17 protein-coding genes are annotated in these 17,623 nt (G+C 37.2%); 14 read left to right on the top strand and 3 right to left on the bottom strand.

The genetic code is table 11. The features are described 5' to 3' along the window. Positions 1 to 54: 54 nt before the first annotated feature. The 5 genes from B6A32_RS07625 (at position 55) to B6A32_RS07605 (ending at position 2,326) form a co-directional block, all read left to right on the top strand. The gene (locus tag B6A32_RS07625) at positions 55 to 624 is read left to right on the top strand and encodes a DUF3087 family protein (protein ID WP_085302605.1); all 570 of its coding nucleotides are present in this window, start codon (positions 55 to 57) and stop codon (positions 622 to 624) included. Between the two features lie 23 nt (positions 625 to 647). Continuing rightward, a complete protein-coding gene (locus B6A32_RS07620) occupies positions 648 to 1,034 on the top strand; it encodes a VOC family protein (RefSeq protein ID WP_085302603.1) in 387 nt (128 codons plus the stop codon). Between the two features lie 113 nt (positions 1,035 to 1,147). Beyond that, a complete protein-coding gene (locus B6A32_RS07615) occupies positions 1,148 to 1,408 on the top strand; it encodes a DUF5062 family protein (RefSeq protein WP_085302601.1) in 261 nt (86 codons plus the stop codon). Between the two features lie 167 nt (positions 1,409 to 1,575). Continuing rightward, positions 1,576 to 1,797 carry a DUF2986 domain-containing protein gene (locus B6A32_RS07610; protein ID WP_085302599.1) on the top strand — a complete coding sequence of 74 codons (222 nt, stop codon included), beginning with the start codon at positions 1,576 to 1,578 and terminating at the stop codon, positions 1,795 to 1,797. A gap of 16 nt (positions 1,798 to 1,813) precedes the next feature. Beyond that, on the top strand, positions 1,814 to 2,326 hold the full coding sequence (locus B6A32_RS07605) for an AAA family ATPase (protein ID WP_085302596.1): 513 nt from the start codon (positions 1,814 to 1,816) through the stop codon (positions 2,324 to 2,326). Between the two features lie 433 nt (positions 2,327 to 2,759). On the opposite strand, the gene B6A32_RS07600 is transcribed toward B6A32_RS07605, so the two are convergent. After that, complete coding sequence (locus B6A32_RS07600) at positions 2,760 to 3,140, bottom strand: hypothetical protein (RefSeq protein WP_101685930.1); 381 nt, start codon at positions 3,138 to 3,140, stop codon at positions 2,760 to 2,762. A gap of 183 nt (positions 3,141 to 3,323) precedes the next feature. Between B6A32_RS07600 and B6A32_RS07595 the strand changes: the two genes are divergently transcribed. The 5 genes from B6A32_RS07595 (at position 3,324) to B6A32_RS07575 (ending at position 12,725) form a co-directional block, all read left to right on the top strand. Next, complete coding sequence (locus B6A32_RS07595) at positions 3,324 to 5,111, top strand: aminopeptidase P family protein (RefSeq protein WP_085302594.1); 1,788 nt, start codon at positions 3,324 to 3,326, stop codon at positions 5,109 to 5,111. Between the two features lie 261 nt (positions 5,112 to 5,372). Further along, positions 5,373 to 7,547 carry a TonB-dependent receptor gene (locus B6A32_RS07590; RefSeq protein WP_085302592.1) on the top strand — a complete coding sequence of 725 codons (2,175 nt, stop codon included), beginning with the start codon at positions 5,373 to 5,375 and terminating at the stop codon, positions 7,545 to 7,547. Between the two features lie 192 nt (positions 7,548 to 7,739). Beyond that, a complete protein-coding gene (locus tag B6A32_RS07585) occupies positions 7,740 to 9,797 on the top strand; it encodes a hydantoinase/oxoprolinase family protein (RefSeq protein ID WP_085302578.1) in 2,058 nt (685 codons plus the stop codon). A 55-nt stretch (positions 9,798 to 9,852) separates the two neighbouring features. After that, positions 9,853 to 11,526, top strand: coding sequence for a hydantoinase B/oxoprolinase family protein (locus B6A32_RS07580; protein ID WP_085302576.1), 1,674 nt, complete (start codon positions 9,853 to 9,855; stop codon positions 11,524 to 11,526). Between the two features lie 47 nt (positions 11,527 to 11,573). After that, positions 11,574 to 12,725: an MFS transporter gene (locus B6A32_RS07575; protein WP_085302574.1), complete on the top strand. Its 1,152-nt coding sequence runs from the start codon at positions 11,574 to 11,576 to the stop codon at positions 12,723 to 12,725. A gap of 40 nt (positions 12,726 to 12,765) precedes the next feature. Here the strand turns inward: B6A32_RS07575 and B6A32_RS07570 are convergent, their stop codons facing one another. Further along, positions 12,766 to 13,296, bottom strand: a complete 531-nt coding sequence (locus tag B6A32_RS07570) for a peptidylprolyl isomerase (protein ID WP_233131354.1) — start codon at positions 13,294 to 13,296, stop codon at positions 12,766 to 12,768. Between the two features lie 138 nt (positions 13,297 to 13,434). Here B6A32_RS07570 and B6A32_RS07565 point away from each other — a divergent pair, with 138 nt between their 5' ends. Continuing rightward, entirely contained in the window at positions 13,435 to 13,938 is a 504-nt protein-coding gene (locus tag B6A32_RS07565; RefSeq protein WP_085302572.1) for an Lrp/AsnC family transcriptional regulator, read from the top strand. A 153-nt stretch (positions 13,939 to 14,091) separates the two neighbouring features. On the opposite strand, the gene B6A32_RS07560 is transcribed toward B6A32_RS07565, so the two are convergent. Then, on the bottom strand, positions 14,092 to 14,901 hold the full coding sequence (locus tag B6A32_RS07560) for a crotonase/enoyl-CoA hydratase family protein (protein ID WP_085302570.1): 810 nt from the start codon (positions 14,899 to 14,901) through the stop codon (positions 14,092 to 14,094). A gap of 267 nt (positions 14,902 to 15,168) precedes the next feature. On the opposite strand from B6A32_RS07560, the gene B6A32_RS07555 reads away from it, so the two are divergent. Genes B6A32_RS07555 through B6A32_RS07545 form a run of 3 tightly spaced genes read left to right on the top strand, consistent with a single transcriptional unit; the run spans position 15,169 to position 17,512 of the window. Further along, on the top strand, positions 15,169 to 16,212 hold the full coding sequence (locus B6A32_RS07555; protein ID WP_085302568.1) for an isoaspartyl peptidase/L-asparaginase family protein: 1,044 nt from the start codon (positions 15,169 to 15,171) through the stop codon (positions 16,210 to 16,212). Continuing rightward, on the top strand, positions 16,202 to 16,696 hold the full coding sequence (locus B6A32_RS07550) for a CreA family protein (RefSeq protein ID WP_085302566.1): 495 nt from the start codon (positions 16,202 to 16,204) through the stop codon (positions 16,694 to 16,696). The genes B6A32_RS07555 and B6A32_RS07550 overlap by 11 nt, the downstream gene beginning before the upstream one ends. Positions 16,697 to 16,729: 33 nt before the next feature. Beyond that, complete coding sequence (locus B6A32_RS07545; protein WP_085302564.1) at positions 16,730 to 17,512, top strand: hypothetical protein; 783 nt, start codon at positions 16,730 to 16,732, stop codon at positions 17,510 to 17,512. Positions 17,513 to 17,623: the final 111 nt, after the last annotated feature.

Raw genomic sequence — 17,623 nt, 5'->3', positions numbered from 1 at the left:
AATCAATTGGTATAACCGTATTATCTATATAAAATCTAACAAGTAAGTAGAGCAATGAAGTTAAAAGAGATTGAGAAAACCGTTTATCGTAAACATTTAAATATTATTATTGTTGGCTTTATTGCCAGCTTACTTACTTTAGCGCTAGTTTACGGGCAAGGCCTTATTATGCTCTTTGCTGATAATGCCTTATTACCCAACTCAGCTAATGTAGGTTCGGGCGAAATGGTTAATGAGGCCGCAACAGAAAGTAATTTCAGATATAACTTTATGGGCGTGTTACTTGCGTTATTAACCTGCGTTTTCGCGCTACATAGATTGCGCTTTAGTGCCTTTTTTAGTGAAGTATATTATGTTTGGCAAGTTAAACAGCAGCAGAACTTTATTTATCGTAAACTGAAAAAAATTAAAGCCGCTGCAGAAGCTGAAGACGTAAACGTCAATGCCTTAATTATTTTGAATTTTTATTATGCCAGTTTAAAGCAAGTGTATTTATTAGATGACAATACGCTCACAATGTCTAAACTCAATACAGATATAAATGAATTAAATATACGATTAGAAAACCTTAATTTAACTCTTTCAACCGACCAGTTTGAACCATCAATGTTGGCTGATTTTTAAAATGTAAATAAGAGGGATATACCATGATAGGTTACGTTACTTTAGGTACCAATAATTTAGAGCGAGCAGTCGCTTTTTATGATGAATTACTTGCCACCATTGGCGCAACACGCTTTCTTGAAACTGAGCAATTTATTGCTTGGTCTAGGTCACCAGAAGAAGCCGGTATATCTGTCACCAAACCCTTTGACGGTAAGCCAGCAACAGTGGGGAACGGCGTTATGGTCGCTATCATGCTACATTCTCCTGATGAAGTAGACGCTTTTTATCATAAAGCTCTTGAGCTAGGCGCTATCTGTGAAGGACCTGCAGGGCCAAGAGGGGAGTTGGAAGGTTTTTATGCTGGCTATTTTAGAGATTTAGATGGTAATAAACTTAATGCTTTTTATTTGGATATGCCAACCGCTTAAGTTTGCTAATAAATGCATATTAATATACTTGAACAAGGCTTTATCATTAATACAGGTGCGTTAATGATCAAGCCCATTAAATAAAATACATAAAATAGGAACCCGTACTGCAGATGAAGAAGTTAAAAAATGAAGCAGAATTATTAAAAAAAGCCATTACTATTGGTGAAGGCTACGCAAAAAATCGTGGCTACAATGGGTTTTCAGCCACCAATGCTGCCAAGGAAAAAGTTGAAAGCTTATACCGTTTATTAGTTAACGATAAACTTATTCAACCTTTACCAAAAGACGGTGAAGACTTAGCCAGCATGAAACACAAATTAGCGTTATGGATTGCTAAGCAATTACCTGCGGATCACCCTTTGCTTAAATAGCCATAAATGTAAGTAGCAAACGATTACCGCATTATAATATTACTAAGTTTGCGGGCTTAATTATCCCGCAGTTACCAGTAGTTATCAGTGATTATCAATAGTTAACTACTGATAACTATCGTTCAACCATTAAACACCTTAATCATTAAAAGAAGCATACCTGTTATATGAACCGTAAAAAGAAAATTAACCAAACCTTGAAATCAAAGCTTAAAAAGATGAATGCTAAACTGCAAAATTCTAACAAACCAAAGTATGTCTCAAAAGCAGAACGTGCCGCGATTGCTGCGAAAGAAGCAGAAGCTAATCTAGCCGTCTCGGGTGAAAGCTCAGATGAAAGCACTTCGGCAAATGATACGGATAGTATTGCTAAAAGCGAAACAAAATAAGGTCTAATGTATTGCCATGTTAGCAGCGAGTAGCGACGTTAAAAGAATTGTGATTTTTGGCAACTCTGCCTCGGGTAAATCTAGCTTGGCAAAACACCTGTCAGAGCTACATCAACTTGCGCATTTAGATTTAGACACTTTGGCTTGGCTTCCAATCACCGAAAAATCACCTGTGCCGCATCGCCAAAGTGTCGATATTTCGGTTAGTGAAATAGACCGTTTTATTAAGCTAAACAACGCGTGGGTAATTGAAGGCTGTTACAGTGATTTATTGACCCACACATTAAAGTATTGCAGTGAAATTATATTTTTAAACAAACCGGTAGAGCTTTGTATTAGCAATGCGAAAAAACGTCCTTGGGAGCCGCATAAATATAAATCAAAAGCTGACCAAGACGCTAATTTAACTATGCTAGTTGATTGGATATCACAATATGAACATCGAACAGATACCTTTTCAAAAGCGGCCCATGAAAAGCTTTACAATGAATTTTTAGGTGAGAAAGCACAACGAATAGATAACCAGTAACTTCATCTTATAAGCCGTCATATATTATCGTGCAATTACTTATGAGTAACCCGTAAAACGGTTTTAATATTAGTGATTTTTATGGCAGTTTCGAGCAAAGTCGCTTATTAGGTTTTCATTTTTTCAGAGCTCTTTAATTTTCTAGATAGGTAAACGCACACATAATAAACAAGGCAACTAAATATAAAAATGAATGTGTGCCAAAATGAACCATATTCTGAAGAACTAACTTCGTCTATCGAAGTAAGAGTTGCGATAAGTAAAAAACAATAAAGCGAACCCTCTTAAAATCCAGACCTTTTGATTAATCTTCATTGAAAGTAAACCTAACATCGTTAAAAGTTGTAATAAAATAGTTAGTTAAAAGATGCGAGACATCAGCAAAAACCAACTGTTTTTTTATGTTGAAATCACTTGTGATGAGTAAGAAAACCTAACCTTTATTCAGTCCAAGATCTATATACGCGATAATATAACCGTATTCCTTGTCACTTAGCCTATTATTTTTATGTAACTTTTTAGCGTAATCAAAAGTCCAAGAGTTACCATTGGGTGATAAAGGTATACTTAAATCTATTTTAAGTAAGGACTCATCAACAACGCGATGTCCTTTTTTCACCGCTTTTTTGGCGCAATAACTTAAAATATACTCAAGCGCATATTTATCGACTGAAGGCTCCCAAGTATATTCAGTTTCGCACGCTGTTTTATGCTCGCCATCCAAAGAGATGTACTCAAGTTTTCCTTGAGTTGTGCAAGAAGCTAAAACGAGCACGAGTGATAATGAAAAAAATATTCGCAATTTAATACTCATCTTGTGATTCAACAGACCCTACTTAATTAAAGTGTACCTGACCTTACTTAATTGGCGCGACAAAATGTCTTGGTTAATTGGGCGAGTAAACAAAATATATTACTGAATAAGTGCTGTAATAGAAATACATTCACTTTTAATACTTCATAAAATAAAGGGATATAATTTTTATTAGGTACTGAAATGAAAAATACATACTCGTCGAGATTACAGGCTGTTAGAAATAAAATGGCAAAGCTAAATTTAGATGCATTTATAGTGCCTCATGAAGATCAATATCTGCTCGAAGAAGTTGCTGAATATAATAATCGACTAAAGTGGTTAAGTGGCTTTACTGGCACAGCAGGGGTGGTGGTTATACTGAAAAATAGAGCGATTATGTTTGTCGATGGCAGATACCAAGTGCAGGTTGCTGAACAAGTAAATAATGCTTTATTTGAATTTGAATGTTTATCAACTTTCAGCAGTAACGACTGGGCAGATAAACTATTGCCAAGTGAAGTTTTAATTGGTGTTGATTGTAAACTACATGCATTTTCTTGGTATAAAAAATTTACACAAGCTTTAAGCAAATCAGGGAAGTATTGTTTGGCAGTCGAAGAAAATTTAATAGATTTGTGCTGGATTGAACGTCCTAGTAAAAATATAAAGCCTATTACCTTTCTTCAAGAAAAATATCATGGAAAATCAAGTAAACTAAAGATAAAGCAAGTAGCACAGCGACTAAAAAGCAATAACGTGAACAATGCAATTATAACTAATTTAGATTCTATCTGTTGGTTGTTAAATTTACGTGGGCGCGACATACCATGCTTACCTGTTTTTTATGCAACCGCCATAATCAGCGAAAACTCAGAGGTTTTATGTTTCCTCGATCTAAAAAAACTACCAAAAGATATTACTATACAATTTGAACCTAGTGTCAGTTTTAGATGTGAAAGTGAACTAGACTCTTATTTAGCTGCTATTTCATCAGAAAGAATCCAAATAGATCCTGAAACAATTAATGCAGCAATGGTTAATTTACTTATCAAAGATGACGTTGAAATTATAGAAAACCTTGATCCTGTTAGTTTATTAAAATCTGAAAAAAATGCTGTCGAAATTGCAGGTTTTAAGAACTGTCATTTACGTGACGGTAGTGCTGTTGTTGCCTTTCTTGCTTGGTTAGAGCAAACAACAAGCGCTCTTGTTTTTTATGATGAAAAAGTGCTATCAGACCGACTAGAAAGTATGCGCTTAAAAGATAGCTTGTATCAAGAGGCTAGTTTTGAAACGGTTTCTGCGGTCGGCAGTAATGCGGCAATGTGTCATTACAACCATAAAGATACCACACCAGCATTAATGACAAATAACAGTGTTTATCTTTTTGATTCAGGTGGGCATTACCTCGATGGCACAACAGATGTAACGCGCACAGTCGCTATTGGGCAAGTAACTAATGAACAAATAAAAATGGCGACGCTAGTCTTAAAAGGCCATATTGCGCTTGCGACTTTAAAGTTTCCTCAAGGCACAACAGGACAACATATTGATGCTTTAGCAAGGCAGCACCTTTGGCAACACGGTTATGACTATGCACATGGTACAGGGCATGGTGTGGGGCATTACTTAAATGTACATGAAGGGCCGCAACGTATTGCTAAATTTAATAGTGGTGTTGCTCTTGCTGCGGGAATGGTTGTCTCTATTGAGCCAGGTTATTATCGTGAAGGGGAATTTGGCATACGCCATGAAAATTTATATATGATTAAAGAAAGTGAAATGCCCGTAGGTGCAGAAGTAAAAACATTACAATTTGAAGTACTAACTCATGTGCCTTTTGATCGAAAGTTGATTGATAAAACCATGCTCAGTGAGCAAGAAATTAACTGGCTTAACCAATATCATCATAGGGTTTATCACCACATAGCCTCTCTAAGTAATGAAACTAACAAAGCTTGGCTAGCAAAGGCAACAATGCCGTTTTAATTCATTTAAATTGTTAAAGCTTATTGTGATTATTGTTGTAAATGTTGTTTATCAAATTTTTTGTAATAAGCTTTTCAATAACTTAACGTGCAGAATGTGGAATGTGTCGTTTTAGGTAATAAATACAAAATATATTGCGCTTTATGAATGTTTTTCAATAAAAACTTCTCCTCTCATTACGTAGTATTAAATGGCAAAGCATAAATGGTACTTAAAAAATATTATAAAAAGTGCCCAACACTTAATTTTGAGGGAAGTTATATGTCACTATTCAAACAGTTTATTCCAAAGAAAGTTACCTTAGCTGTAATCATTGCCATGTCGGGAAGTACCAGCGTATTTGCCGAAGAAGCACAGAGTACAAACAATAATGTAGAAGACGTTGAAAGAATTGTTGTGACAGCCCGAGGACGAACAGAAACCCTTCAACAAATTCCTGACTCTGTTACCGTTTTTAACGACGAAGATATAAAAGCTGCCCGCATAAGCTCAATAAAAGACTTTTCGGCGCTAACCCCAAATTTAAATGTATCAACAAATTTTCGCTCAGGTCTTAACTTTGTTACGGTGCGTGGCCTTATAACACCTCAGGTTGGTGAAGCTCCTATTGCTTATGTGGTTGATGGTATTACGGTGCCAAATCTAGAGTTTATTAACCAAGGCTTACACGACATTGAAAGAATTGAAGTACTAAGAGGCCCACAAGGCGCCTTGTATGGTAAAAACGCTATCGGTGGTGCAATAAATATTGTGACTAAACAAGCATCTGATGAAGTTGAAGGCAGCATACAAGCATCAATCGCTCAAGGTAATGATAGGAAAGTTAATGTCGCCGTTAGTGGCCCAATTGTTGAAGATAAAGCTTACTTTAGGTTTTCTGCCAACTATCAAGATTTTGACGGCTTAATCGATAATTCATTTTTGAATGAAGAAGTTGATTATGTTGATGATGCTTTTGGCACACAAGGCATGCTTGAATTCTACTTAACTGATTACACAACCCTGACTTTACACGGTAATTACTCTAAGAAAACGCAAGGGAGTAATTACATGGCATTTGTGACAAAAGACGAGCTAGAAAACTTTTCAGTCAAACCAGATGCTAATGCTGTAGGGCTTGATGAGTCTGAGCTTTGGTCTGTTTCAGCTAAAGTTGAGCATGAAACTGATTATGGTGATTTAGTCTTTATTGCCTCAGCGAATGATTCAGACATTATGTTTTTCTCTGACGGTGATTTTACTCACCAAGATGCCAGCGAAGACAATTTTTTCTTTCCTATTACCCAAATAAATCCGATAGAAGAAGACTCCACTAGTTTTGAAACGCGCTTTACATCTTCGGGTGAAGAAAGCTTTCGTTGGGCACTTGGCGCATACTATGAAACTAAAGACAGAGAAGTTTCTTATGATCAAGTGTGGGATTTAACACCGACAGAGCGAGTAACTTACCAAGATGTAAAAGAGAATATCGCTCAAGACCCTTCGCTAGTTTTTGAAGGTGAAAAAACTATTCAAGAAAGCACTGCCTATGCAATTTTCGGTCAAACCAACTATGACATCAGAGATGATTTGGAGCTAACAGTAGCATTACGTTATGACTCTGAAGAGCGCGATGCATTTGATGAAAGAGATCCTAACGCTTCTAAAGCCAACGAAACTTATAGCCAATTACAACCTAAAGCGTCAATTGCGTGGCAAATGACAGAAGACCACTTACTTTATACCACGTATTCGAAAGGCTTCAGATCTGGCGGATTCAATGAGTATTCTCCTTCTGTTATTAGAAACTATGACCAAGAAATTTCAGACACTGTTGAGCTGGGCGTTAAAACAACGTGGCTTGACGGTAAAATTTGGTTAAACATGGCGTTGTTCCATATTGAGCAACAAGATGCGCAATTTACCCGCCTAAACCCAGATACCTTTACGCTTGAAAATTTAAATATTGATGAAGTATCAATTGACGGTTTTGAGTTAGAAATGTCGGCCTCTATTACAGACAATTTAAGTATTAACTTTGGTATTGGCTTAATTGATAATGAAATTACCAAAAACCGAGGTGTAGACATTCTTTCTGGTAGAGATTTAGCGGTAACCGAAGGTGGCACCATGCCTTATGTTTCAGACTTTAACCTGAATGGCTCTATCGATTATTCTAGAGAGTTATTTGGTGATTACATGCTAAAAACCCGTCTTGCATTTAACACCCTTGGGCCGCGTTCATTCGATATTTTCAATGAAGATACCGGCGAATCAGATACCCATACCTATTTAAATGCCAATATAGCCGTAGAAAATGAACAATGGTCTGTTTCATTATTTGCATCTAACTTAACAGATGAAGCCTCTCCAGAAACTGTATTCTTATTTAACCCGTTAATACGTATGCGAAATCAACCAAGACAAGTGGGTGTGCAGGCGCGTTATAACTTCTAAACAAGCAAAGCTATCTTGAGATTTAGCTACCTACATATTAGGTAGCTACTCAAACTGTGCTTGGTGGTAATTTCATTATCAAGTACTGACTATTTTCTTTTAAATTTATATGTTTAGTTCGGTTATAAATATGGAACTAAATAAGGTTAATTATAATTTTTTTAATTAACCTTTTTAAGTAAGGTACAAATTATGACAGTAAGAGTCGCAACAGATGTGGGTGGAACGTTCACCGACCTGGTATATATTGATGAAGGTAATGTTAAAGCCGTTAAAAGTGATACAACACCGCCAAACTTTGAGCAGGGCGTAGTCAATGCCGCTATAAAAGCAGATATTGATTTGTCAGATGTAGACTTTTTTGCTCATGGTTCCACTGTTGTTATCAATGCTATTACCGAACGAAAAGGTGTAAAAACCGGTTTGATCACCACAAAAGGTTTTCGTGATGTTTTAGAAATTGCCCGCGGTAATACGCCTGATATTTTCAACAATACTTATCAAAAACCTAATCCTTTTGTTGAGCGCCATTTACGTTTAGAAATAGAAGAGCGTCTTGATTACCAAGGTAATGTTATTACACCGATTAACTTAGATAACTTACCTGAGTTAGTTGCCTACTTTAAATCGCAACAGGTTGAAGCTATTGGTGTTTGTTTTTTACATGCTTATTTAAACCCAGAACACGAAATAAAACTGGTTGTGGCACTGAAAAATTTATGGCCAGAAATTAATGTAATTTCTTCACATGAAATATCAGCCGAATGGCGCGAATACGAACGAACGAGCACCACAGTATTGTCAGCCTATGTTTTACCTCCGGCGCAGCAGTATTTAGATAAATTGAAAAAGAAGCTACTGGCGAATGGATTAAAAAGCGACCCATTTATTATGCAGTCTAATGGCGGCATTGCTACGTTAAAATCTGCACGTGATAACCCGATAACATTAGTTGAGTCAGGCCCTGTTGGCGGCATTCTTGGTGCTGCTGCCTATGGCGAAGTTATTGGCGATGGCAATATTATGGCGTTGGATATTGGTGGTACAACCGCTAAATGTTCATTAATTCATCATGGTGAAACACGTATCACCACAGAATATGTATTAGAGAAAACGGCGAAAAAGGCCGGATACCCAATAAAAACCCCGGTAATTGATATTGTTGAAATTGGTAATGGTGGTGGCAGTATTGCCTGGATTGATGCCGCCAATAGTTTACATGTTGGTCCGCAAAGCGCTGGTTCTACTCCTGGCCCTGTTGCTTATGGACGAGGCGGCATTGCGCCAACAACAACGGATGCTAATTTAATTACCGGTAGAATTAACAGCGAAAACTTTGCTGGTGGAGAAATTCAACCCGATCTTAACGCCGTAGAAGCTGCTTTTAAAACCTTGGCTGATCAACTTAATGTTAACGCCATGGATGTAGCACATGGTGTGCTGAACATTGCTAATTCTAATATGGTAAATGCACTGAAATTGATCTCAGTAAATCGTGGTTACGACCCACGTGATTTCTCATTAATGGCCTTTGGCGGGGGTGGAGCACTGCATGCTACAGCCTTAGGTAAAGAATTAAATGCGCGTAAAGTTATTATTCCTCCATTTGCTGGTGTTTTTTCTGCTTGGGGAATGTTGATGATCGACCTACGCAGAGATTATATTCAGACCCATAGATTTGCCTTAACAGATAACAGTAAAAACGCCGTGCTCTCAGCTTTTGAGCAGGTTATTGAAAAAGCTGGACTTGATTATAAAAACGATGGTATTGACCAAAGCAAAGTTAAGCATGAAATGTATGTTGATGCTCGCTATAGCGGACAAGAACATACAGTTAAAATTCATGTTCCAAGCACTGAACTTGAAGAAATTGAATTTATTCGTGCGCTTTCAGAGCGCTTTCATCAAACCCATCAACAAGAATATACTTTTAGGCTAGACGGCTCTGCGATTGAAGTTGTTAATATTCACTTAGTTTCTTTTGGGCTTTTAGATAAAGCAACACTTGAAAAATTACCAGCAAGTTCAACAGAAAGTGCAGATACAGCCTTAATTGGCAAGCGTTCGGTTGACTTTGACAGTGACACTCAAGTAACCGCGGCTATTTATAATCGTGAAAAATTACAACCAGGTATGAAATTTAAAGGACCTGCGATTATTGAAGAGAGCACTACGACTACCGTGGTTTTACCTGAGAACCGAGTTGAGATTGATGATTTCGGTGGTATTCATATTTATCTTCGTGATTAATGAATTGATATTTTTTGAATAAATTTAATGAATTAAATAAGTTGAGTAAAAAATTATGAATAAAAAAGTCGATATATTTACCATAGAAATTATTAAAAATGCCTTAGTCGCTATTGGCGAAGAAATGTTTTTAGCTTTAAAAAGAACGAGTAAAAGCCCGATTATTTACGAGTCGTTAGATTATGGTATTGGTGTTACAGATGCGAATGGTTTACTTATTTCTCAAGGCAATGGCATTCCAGGTTTTATTGGAACCCTAGATGCGGGCGTACAAAATATTATTGCAAAATTTGATCGCGAAAATATTTACCCAGATGATGTTTTTATTTTAAATGACCCTTATGCAGGGGGCGGTACTCATTTGTCTGATGTTTGTATGATCCGCCCGGTATTTTTTGAAGAAGAGCTTGTTGCATGGACAGCTAACAAAGCACATTGGACTGAAATTGGCGGTAAAGATCCCGGTAGTTACAGTGCCGATGCTACTGAAATTTATCAAGAAGGTTTGCAATTCCCAGGTATTAAAGTATTTGAAAAAGGTATTGCGAACCAAGCACTACTCGATTTAATTGAAGTGAATGTTCGCTTACCAGAAATGACCTTAGGTGATTTACAAGCCTGTGCCGCTTCATTAAAAGTAGGTGAACAACGCTTTCTTTCTGTTATGAAAAAATACAGTAAAGACGTTACCTTAACGGCGATAGACAAGTTGCTTGAACATGGTGACTTAATGGTGTTAGAAAAGTTTAAAACTTTACCTAAAGGTGTATTCGAAGCTGAAGATCTTATTGATGAAGATGGCATGGGTAATGGACCGTTTAAAGTTAAAGTAAAAGTGACGATAACCGATGAAGCTTTTGTTCTAGATTATTCGGGTTCTTCTGACCAAGCGCCTGGGCCTATTAATTGCACTATGGGCGTATTAGTGTCTGCGGCTAGAGAAGTATTTATGGGTATTGTTCAGCCCGATGCCCCCGCAACTGACGGCTGCTTTCGCCGATTACAAGTGATATGCCCTGAGGGCACATTACTAACAGCAAAACGACCAGCACCAGTATCGGCTTATTTTGAATCTATGGTATGTGCTGCTGATGTGGTGCGCAAAGCATTAGCTCCTGTTTTACCAGGGGTAGTTACTGCTGGTCAGTTTGGTTCAGTATGTACTATGAACTTATCGGGTCAAATACCTGAAACAGGCGAGCATTATCTGTTGGTTGAGCCATTAGTTGGTGGCTGGGGGGCCGCTGTTGGTAAAGATGGTGAGTCGGGTCAATTTTGTGTTGGTAATGGTGAAACTAGCAATATTCCGGTAGAAATTACAGAAGCACGCTACGGCGTTATGGTAGAGCAATATGCTTTTAGTCATAATACTGCTGGAGCGGGTGAGTTTAGAGGGGGCAACGGTGTCGTGCTCGATTATCGAATACTTTCAGACGATGCTGATATTTCTAGCTTTTTTGGTCGCGGTATTACAACCCCTTGGGGCATTAATGAAGGTGAAGAAGGTTCATGTAATTATGTGCAAGTTTTTGACGAACAAGGTAATGAAAAAGCTCGCTTTAGTAGAACAAGTCGTTATCCTTTGAAAAAAGGTGATTTAATCAGGTTAGTTACCGGCAATGGCGGTGGTTGGGGTAACCCAAATAAGCGCCCTAAAGCTAAAGTATTAGCCGATATAAAAAATGGCTTTATTTCTGAGCGCGATGCTCAGGCAATATATGGCATTTAATCTTACTTTTATTATCAGCTACTTATTAAGAATGCAAAGGATTTTTAATGCACCATACAACTTCTAACTCAGATTTAAAATATGGACTCAGCGGTTTAGCCACTGCACCTATAGGCTACTTAGTTTTATTATTTTTACCTGTGTACTTAGAAGTTGTTGGCATTAGTTTAGCGTTAACTGAGCAACAAATAGGTTGGCTAGCTTCTACTGACTCAATAGGTTTAGCCATCGCAACGTTTGTTTTTTCTATCTACATTAAAAGAGTGAACTTTAGAAAAGCATTAATTGTAGGGGTTGTTATTACCGTCATTGGTAATTTAATTTCAGCCTTAGTAACTGACTTTTTATTACTGTGTATTATTCGAAGTTTAACAGGGGTAGGCGAAGGAATAATTGTTGCCGTAGGTATTAGTGCTATCGGCATGACCAGCAACCCTAATCGATGGTTTGGTTTTTATACCGCGGCAATTGTTGTTGTGCAAGCTTTAGGGCTAGTACTTGTGCCCATTATTTACAACTCGATGTTATTGAGTGGCGTTTTTGTTGCTATGGCGGTTTTTTATACTTTGCCACTTATTGTTATTAAGCTGTTACCACGTAAAAGTGATGATTATAAATCGACAGAAGGTGCAATCACCAACCTATCTAAACAACCCAATAATTTACTCAATTTAGCGTTGCTAAGCTTACTGTTCTTTTATATGAGTATTGGTGGAGTATGGACCTATGTCTCGATTATGGGGACAAGTTCTGGTTTAACTTTGTCTTTTGTATCTCAAGCATTGTCTTTAGCCATGATTGCAGGTCTAGCTGGCGCGTTGTTTTTTGCGTTAATAGGGGATATGGGTAAAAACATTGGTTTATTGTTTATTTCAATACTCGTGATGACTTTATCAATATGGGTATTAAACAAGGGATTAACTAACACGCGTTATCTTATCGCTATGTGTGTATTTAGCTTTTTCTGGAGTATTGTTGGTGCTCGATTATTTGCTGTTATTTCAGATGTAGATCATTCAGGTAAATATATAAGTGCAGCTCAAACAGTGGTTGGCGTGGGTTATATTTTAGGGCCGATTTTAGCGTCAACGTTAGTTAAAGGTATAGGCTATACCGATATCATTATAATGGGAACGCTGCTGTTTAGTTTATGTTTTATTGTAATATTACCGCTAGCGAGATTTAAAAAAGTTGATTAACCTTTAGCGATGAAAATCAACTCTATATGGCAATTTAATGCTAACAACGGGTAATCGATGTGATAGAAATTTCGTTTTCTAAATACTCTTGATTTTCAGCTTTTTGAAAAATTTGCTCAAGTACATCTCTACCTTGAATGATTTGACCAAAAGCAGCAAAGCCTAAGCCGTCATCATAGCGTTTGCCGCCAAAGTTGAGTTCAGGTTGATCCTTGATACAAAAAAAGAAGCTGCCATCAGCACTACCGGGTTCAAACCGAGCCATAGATATTGTGCCGTCTAGATGCAAAATTCCGGTGTCTTTGGTAGTTTCATGTGCAATTCCAGGTAATAACTTGGGGTGCTCTGGCGGTAAACCCGCTTGAACAACGTTTATTGCTGCATTAGCATCTTCAGCCTGGCTTGCATTGTTATCATTAACTATTCTGAAAATGCTACTACCGTCAAGTAAATGATTATCTACATAATGTAAAAAATTAGTTACTGTAATCGGTGCTTTTTTTGAAAATAATTTAACAGTAATATTTCCTAAAACTGTTTTAATTAAAACGCTAGGATAATATTTCATCATAATTTCGCGGCTCATAAGCTTAATGAAGTTCAGCTTATATTATGAGGTATATGTAACAAATATAATTTAGAACGCAGATACTAAAACAGCATTATCTATTTATTTTTAATACTTTTACAAACCAAAAGTTGGTACAAAATGGTAAAAAAACATATTAAGTTAGACAGAATGAATCGTCGTATTTTAACTGAGCTGCAAAGTAATGCGCGTATTAGTAATAATGATTTATCTGAAATTATAGGTTTATCACCAAGTGCTTGCTTACAGCGAGTAAAATCGTTAGAAGATGCTGGGTTTATTATTGGCTATGCCATGGTAACTAATGTTGATAAGTTATGCGTTAATGTAAAAGCTTATGCACATTTCACGTTAAAAAGTAATAGTTATCAACACTGTAGTATTTTTGAAAAAGGTATAAAAAAATATACCGAAGTGGTTGATTGTATGAAAGTTAACGGTGGTATTGATTATATTGCTTTTATGATGTCTTCTTCGATTGAAGATTTCAATAGCGTTTGCAATGACATGATGCAAGATACGCTAGGCATTGAAAAAATTACCAGTCATTTTGTAATAGATACGGCAAAGTGGTTTGGTGGATATCCACTTGATACCTTAGAGTGGAAAGTACAAGAAGACTGATGTTATTTCAGGTTTATGCTTATCAGAGTAAGCCAATCTGTGTATAGAGCAATAAGTTAGACAGAGCTTTGTATAGTTTATTTCATACTACTTCAGCTCTGTTTTATCAGTATATTTAATTATTAAACCTAGCTATGTTTTTATGTTGTATAGCTACCACTTTTTGCGCGTTAAAAATGGCTTGTGCTGCTTAGTGTCATGAGTTTGATTATAAATTTTACGATGAACATTTTTACCCATTAATATTCTAAGTTGATAGTAAGACTCTCTGAATAACGCCCAGCCTTTACTGCTGTTCCAGCTTTTGTTGTATAAACGCTTATTGGCCGCTACTGCATCTGGCGATTGTGACATTAAAGACAGCGCAAATGCCTGGGCATCAGCCATTGGCGTGTTGGTTACTTCAGTCACTAAATTTAAAGCGTGTGCCTGCTCACCAGTAAACATTTCTGCTGTCATGGCGAGTTTTTTTGCTTGATCAATCGCAATAAGATCACGTAATGCTACTGTGCCACCCATATCAGGTATTAAGCCCCATTTACCTTCTAGAATAGATAGCGAACTGTCGGGTGTAGCAAACCTAAAATCGGCACCTAAGGCAATTTGTAAACCGCCTCCCCAACAACGCCCTTGAATAACACAAATAACCGGAACAGCAATATCTTGCCAACCAGTAGAAACTACTTGCGCTAGGTTTGATCGCCAAGGTGAAGCTTTAAAAAGTAGTTTTATCATGTTTTTTTGTGACTTCATGATCGATTTAACATCTAAACCTGAGCAAAAATCGTCTCCATTACCTGAAACGATAACAGCCCTAATGTCGCGGTTTTTACGCAATGTTTTAATCGTATTACTAATTGCTTTAAACATAGCCATATCAAGCGCATTCAGCTTGTCTGCACGATTAAGTTTAACATGGGCTATGTTATTAGCGATTTCTACAATTACGCGTTGTTCTGTCATGAAAATCCTTGTCGGTATCAGTGCTAATTTATAAAAAATAAAATGGTATGACCAGTACAGTAACTAATGTGTACATTTATGTCTACTGTGAATTAGTTTTTACAGCCGGTGCTTTTTACACAAGCTGAGTACTTGTAAATATGGAGAATTTATCGCACATTGTTACCTTATACTTTTACCGTGCAATTGTGGCGGTTAAAAATAGCAGCGAAAGTAGCACAGCAAAAAAGTGCGGCGAAACAAGCTCAAATATAATGGCGATATTCAATGAAAAATAAACTATTTTTAGTACTGGCTTTAACTTTATCGACCTCACCTTTATGGTTGGTTAATAAGGCACAAGCACAGCAAGCATTTGCTATAGCGATACACGGCGGTGCAGGCACAATTGATAAAAGTAAAATGACACAAGAGAAACGTCAGGCTTATGAGTCAGCATTAAAAAAAGCACGTGACACCGGCTATGCACTTTTAGCTGATGGTAAGTCTAGCCAAGCAGCGGTGATTGCGGCAATTCAAATACTAGAAGATTCACCATTATTTAATGCGGGCAAAGGCGCCGTTTATACTTTTGATGGCGAGCATGAACTTGATGCGTCAATTATGAACGGTAAAACCTTAAATGCTGGAGCTGTTTCCGGTGTAAAAACCGTAAAAAGCCCAATAGCGCTAGCTGAAGCGATAATGGAAGAATCGGTGCATGTAATGCTCAGTGGTGAAGGTGCAGAGGTTTTTGCGAATCAACAAGGCTTAACACTGGTTGAAAATAGTTACTTTAATACTGATGCGAGATTTCAATCGTTACTAAAAGCTAAAAAACAGTTAGCAGAGCAAGAAAAAGAGTTAAAGGATTTTCAAGCTGCTCACCAAACACTTGATAATGAATATAAATTTGGTACCGTTGGCGCTGTTGCGCTTGATAAGTCAGGTACGATAAGCGCAGGCACAAGTACTGGTGGCATGACCGCTAAACGCTTTGGTCGCATAGGCGATGCCCCTATTATTGGTGCGGGAACTTACGCTAATAATGATAGCTGCGCGGTTTCAGCAACGGGCCATGGCGAGTACTTTATTCGCTACCATGTTGCGGCAGATATTTGCGCGCGCATGCAGTATCAAGGTTTAAGTCTTGAAAAATCGGCAGATGTGGTCATTAATGATGTGTTAGTCAAAGCTGGCGGCTCAGGTGGTGTTATTGCCATTGATACGCAAGGTAATATAACCATGCCATTCAATAGCTCAGGTATGTATCGTGCGAGTAAATCGTCGAACGGTAATGAGTTTGTAGGAATATTTAAAGATGATAAATAAATTGAAAATAGCGTGTAACACATCTTTAGCCTTAATTTGTGGTTTAGCTATTGTAGGATGTTCAGAAGATGTTGGGAAAGTTAGCTTAGGGCTATTCACCACAAAAGATGTTGTTATAAGAGCCCAACAAGATCCTATTGTTACAGGGGTAACTTGTCATATTAGCCATGTAGAAGCCGATTTAGACTTTTCTGATCCTTCAGATATGAGCATAGCTTGTCGACAAACCGGTGAAATAACGGCTGAGCATTTAGCGAAAATAGATCGCTCGAAAAACGGCGAAGTGGTTTTTAAAGAGTCGAAAAGTATATTATTTAAAAGCTTAAAAGTCAGACGTATATATGATGCTGAAAATAAAACCCTGATTTACCTGTCTTATTCAACGAAAGAGTCATCAGGTAGTCATCACCACTCATTATCAACGGTGCCTCTATACAATACCAAAGCTTGGCAATGGGCATTGGATCAAAATATTAAAAACTAGAACTGAAAGTAATAAAATAGAAGTAGTGAAATTATGTTAGCAAAACTATTTGGCCCAAAAGAAATAATTGATGAAAACACCAAAAACTGGATCTGGGATACTTTTGCCTGGGCGATTGAAAATTTTGATATAAATGTGCTGAAAAATGACGCGCGTTTGATCCTACCGAGTAATGACTTTTATCCAGGAAAAGTCAGCAGTATTGATGAAATGGCACAAGCGATGTTTATTAATACAAAGAAATACGCCGGTATGCAAAACTGGCCGATTGATATTACTTCAAGTTCACCCACCTCTACTACAGCGATTGAAGACTTAAGGTTAGGGAATGTTATTCGCGGTGAAAACGCTGAAATTAATATAAATTTGAGTAATGCGCCACTCATGCTGGGCTTTAATCCGAACCAAGTAAATCAACCACAAGATTTAATAGCTGGTATTAGCCAAGCACTCGCGAGTATTTTAGTCATCTCAAATAAAGTATTACCGCCTGGTGGGAAAGAGTATTTGCCACAGGCAATAGATTTAGTTGCTTGTTTTATGGGCTTTGGGGTTATTTTTGCTAATACTGCTTATCAATTTAAGGGCGGCTGCGGCTCATGCAATAATGCCAGTTTAAATCGTCAAGCGGCATTAACTGAGCCTGAAACTGTTTATGCATTGGCGTTATTTTGTGTTTTGAAAAAAGAGCCAATAAAGCAAGTGAAAGGGCATTTAAAATCACACTTAAAGAAAGACTTTGTTAATGCTTATAAGTCGATTGAACAGTCAATTGGCGCAACAACACAACCCGCGTTATTAGCTTTAGCCAGTTAACTAAATAAAAACTAAATAAAAAGTAGATAAAAGTAAGCAAAAATGTAAGAAAAAACCTGTAAATGGATGATTTATCTGCAAATGAGTCTACAGTTAATAATGGAAAGTAAA

Origin of the sequence: Colwellia polaris (assembly GCF_002104515.1) — a bacterium.
GTDB lineage: Bacteria > Pseudomonadota > Gammaproteobacteria > Enterobacterales > Alteromonadaceae > Cognaticolwellia > Cognaticolwellia polaris.
This window is presented reverse-complemented; position numbering and strand designations above follow the sequence as displayed.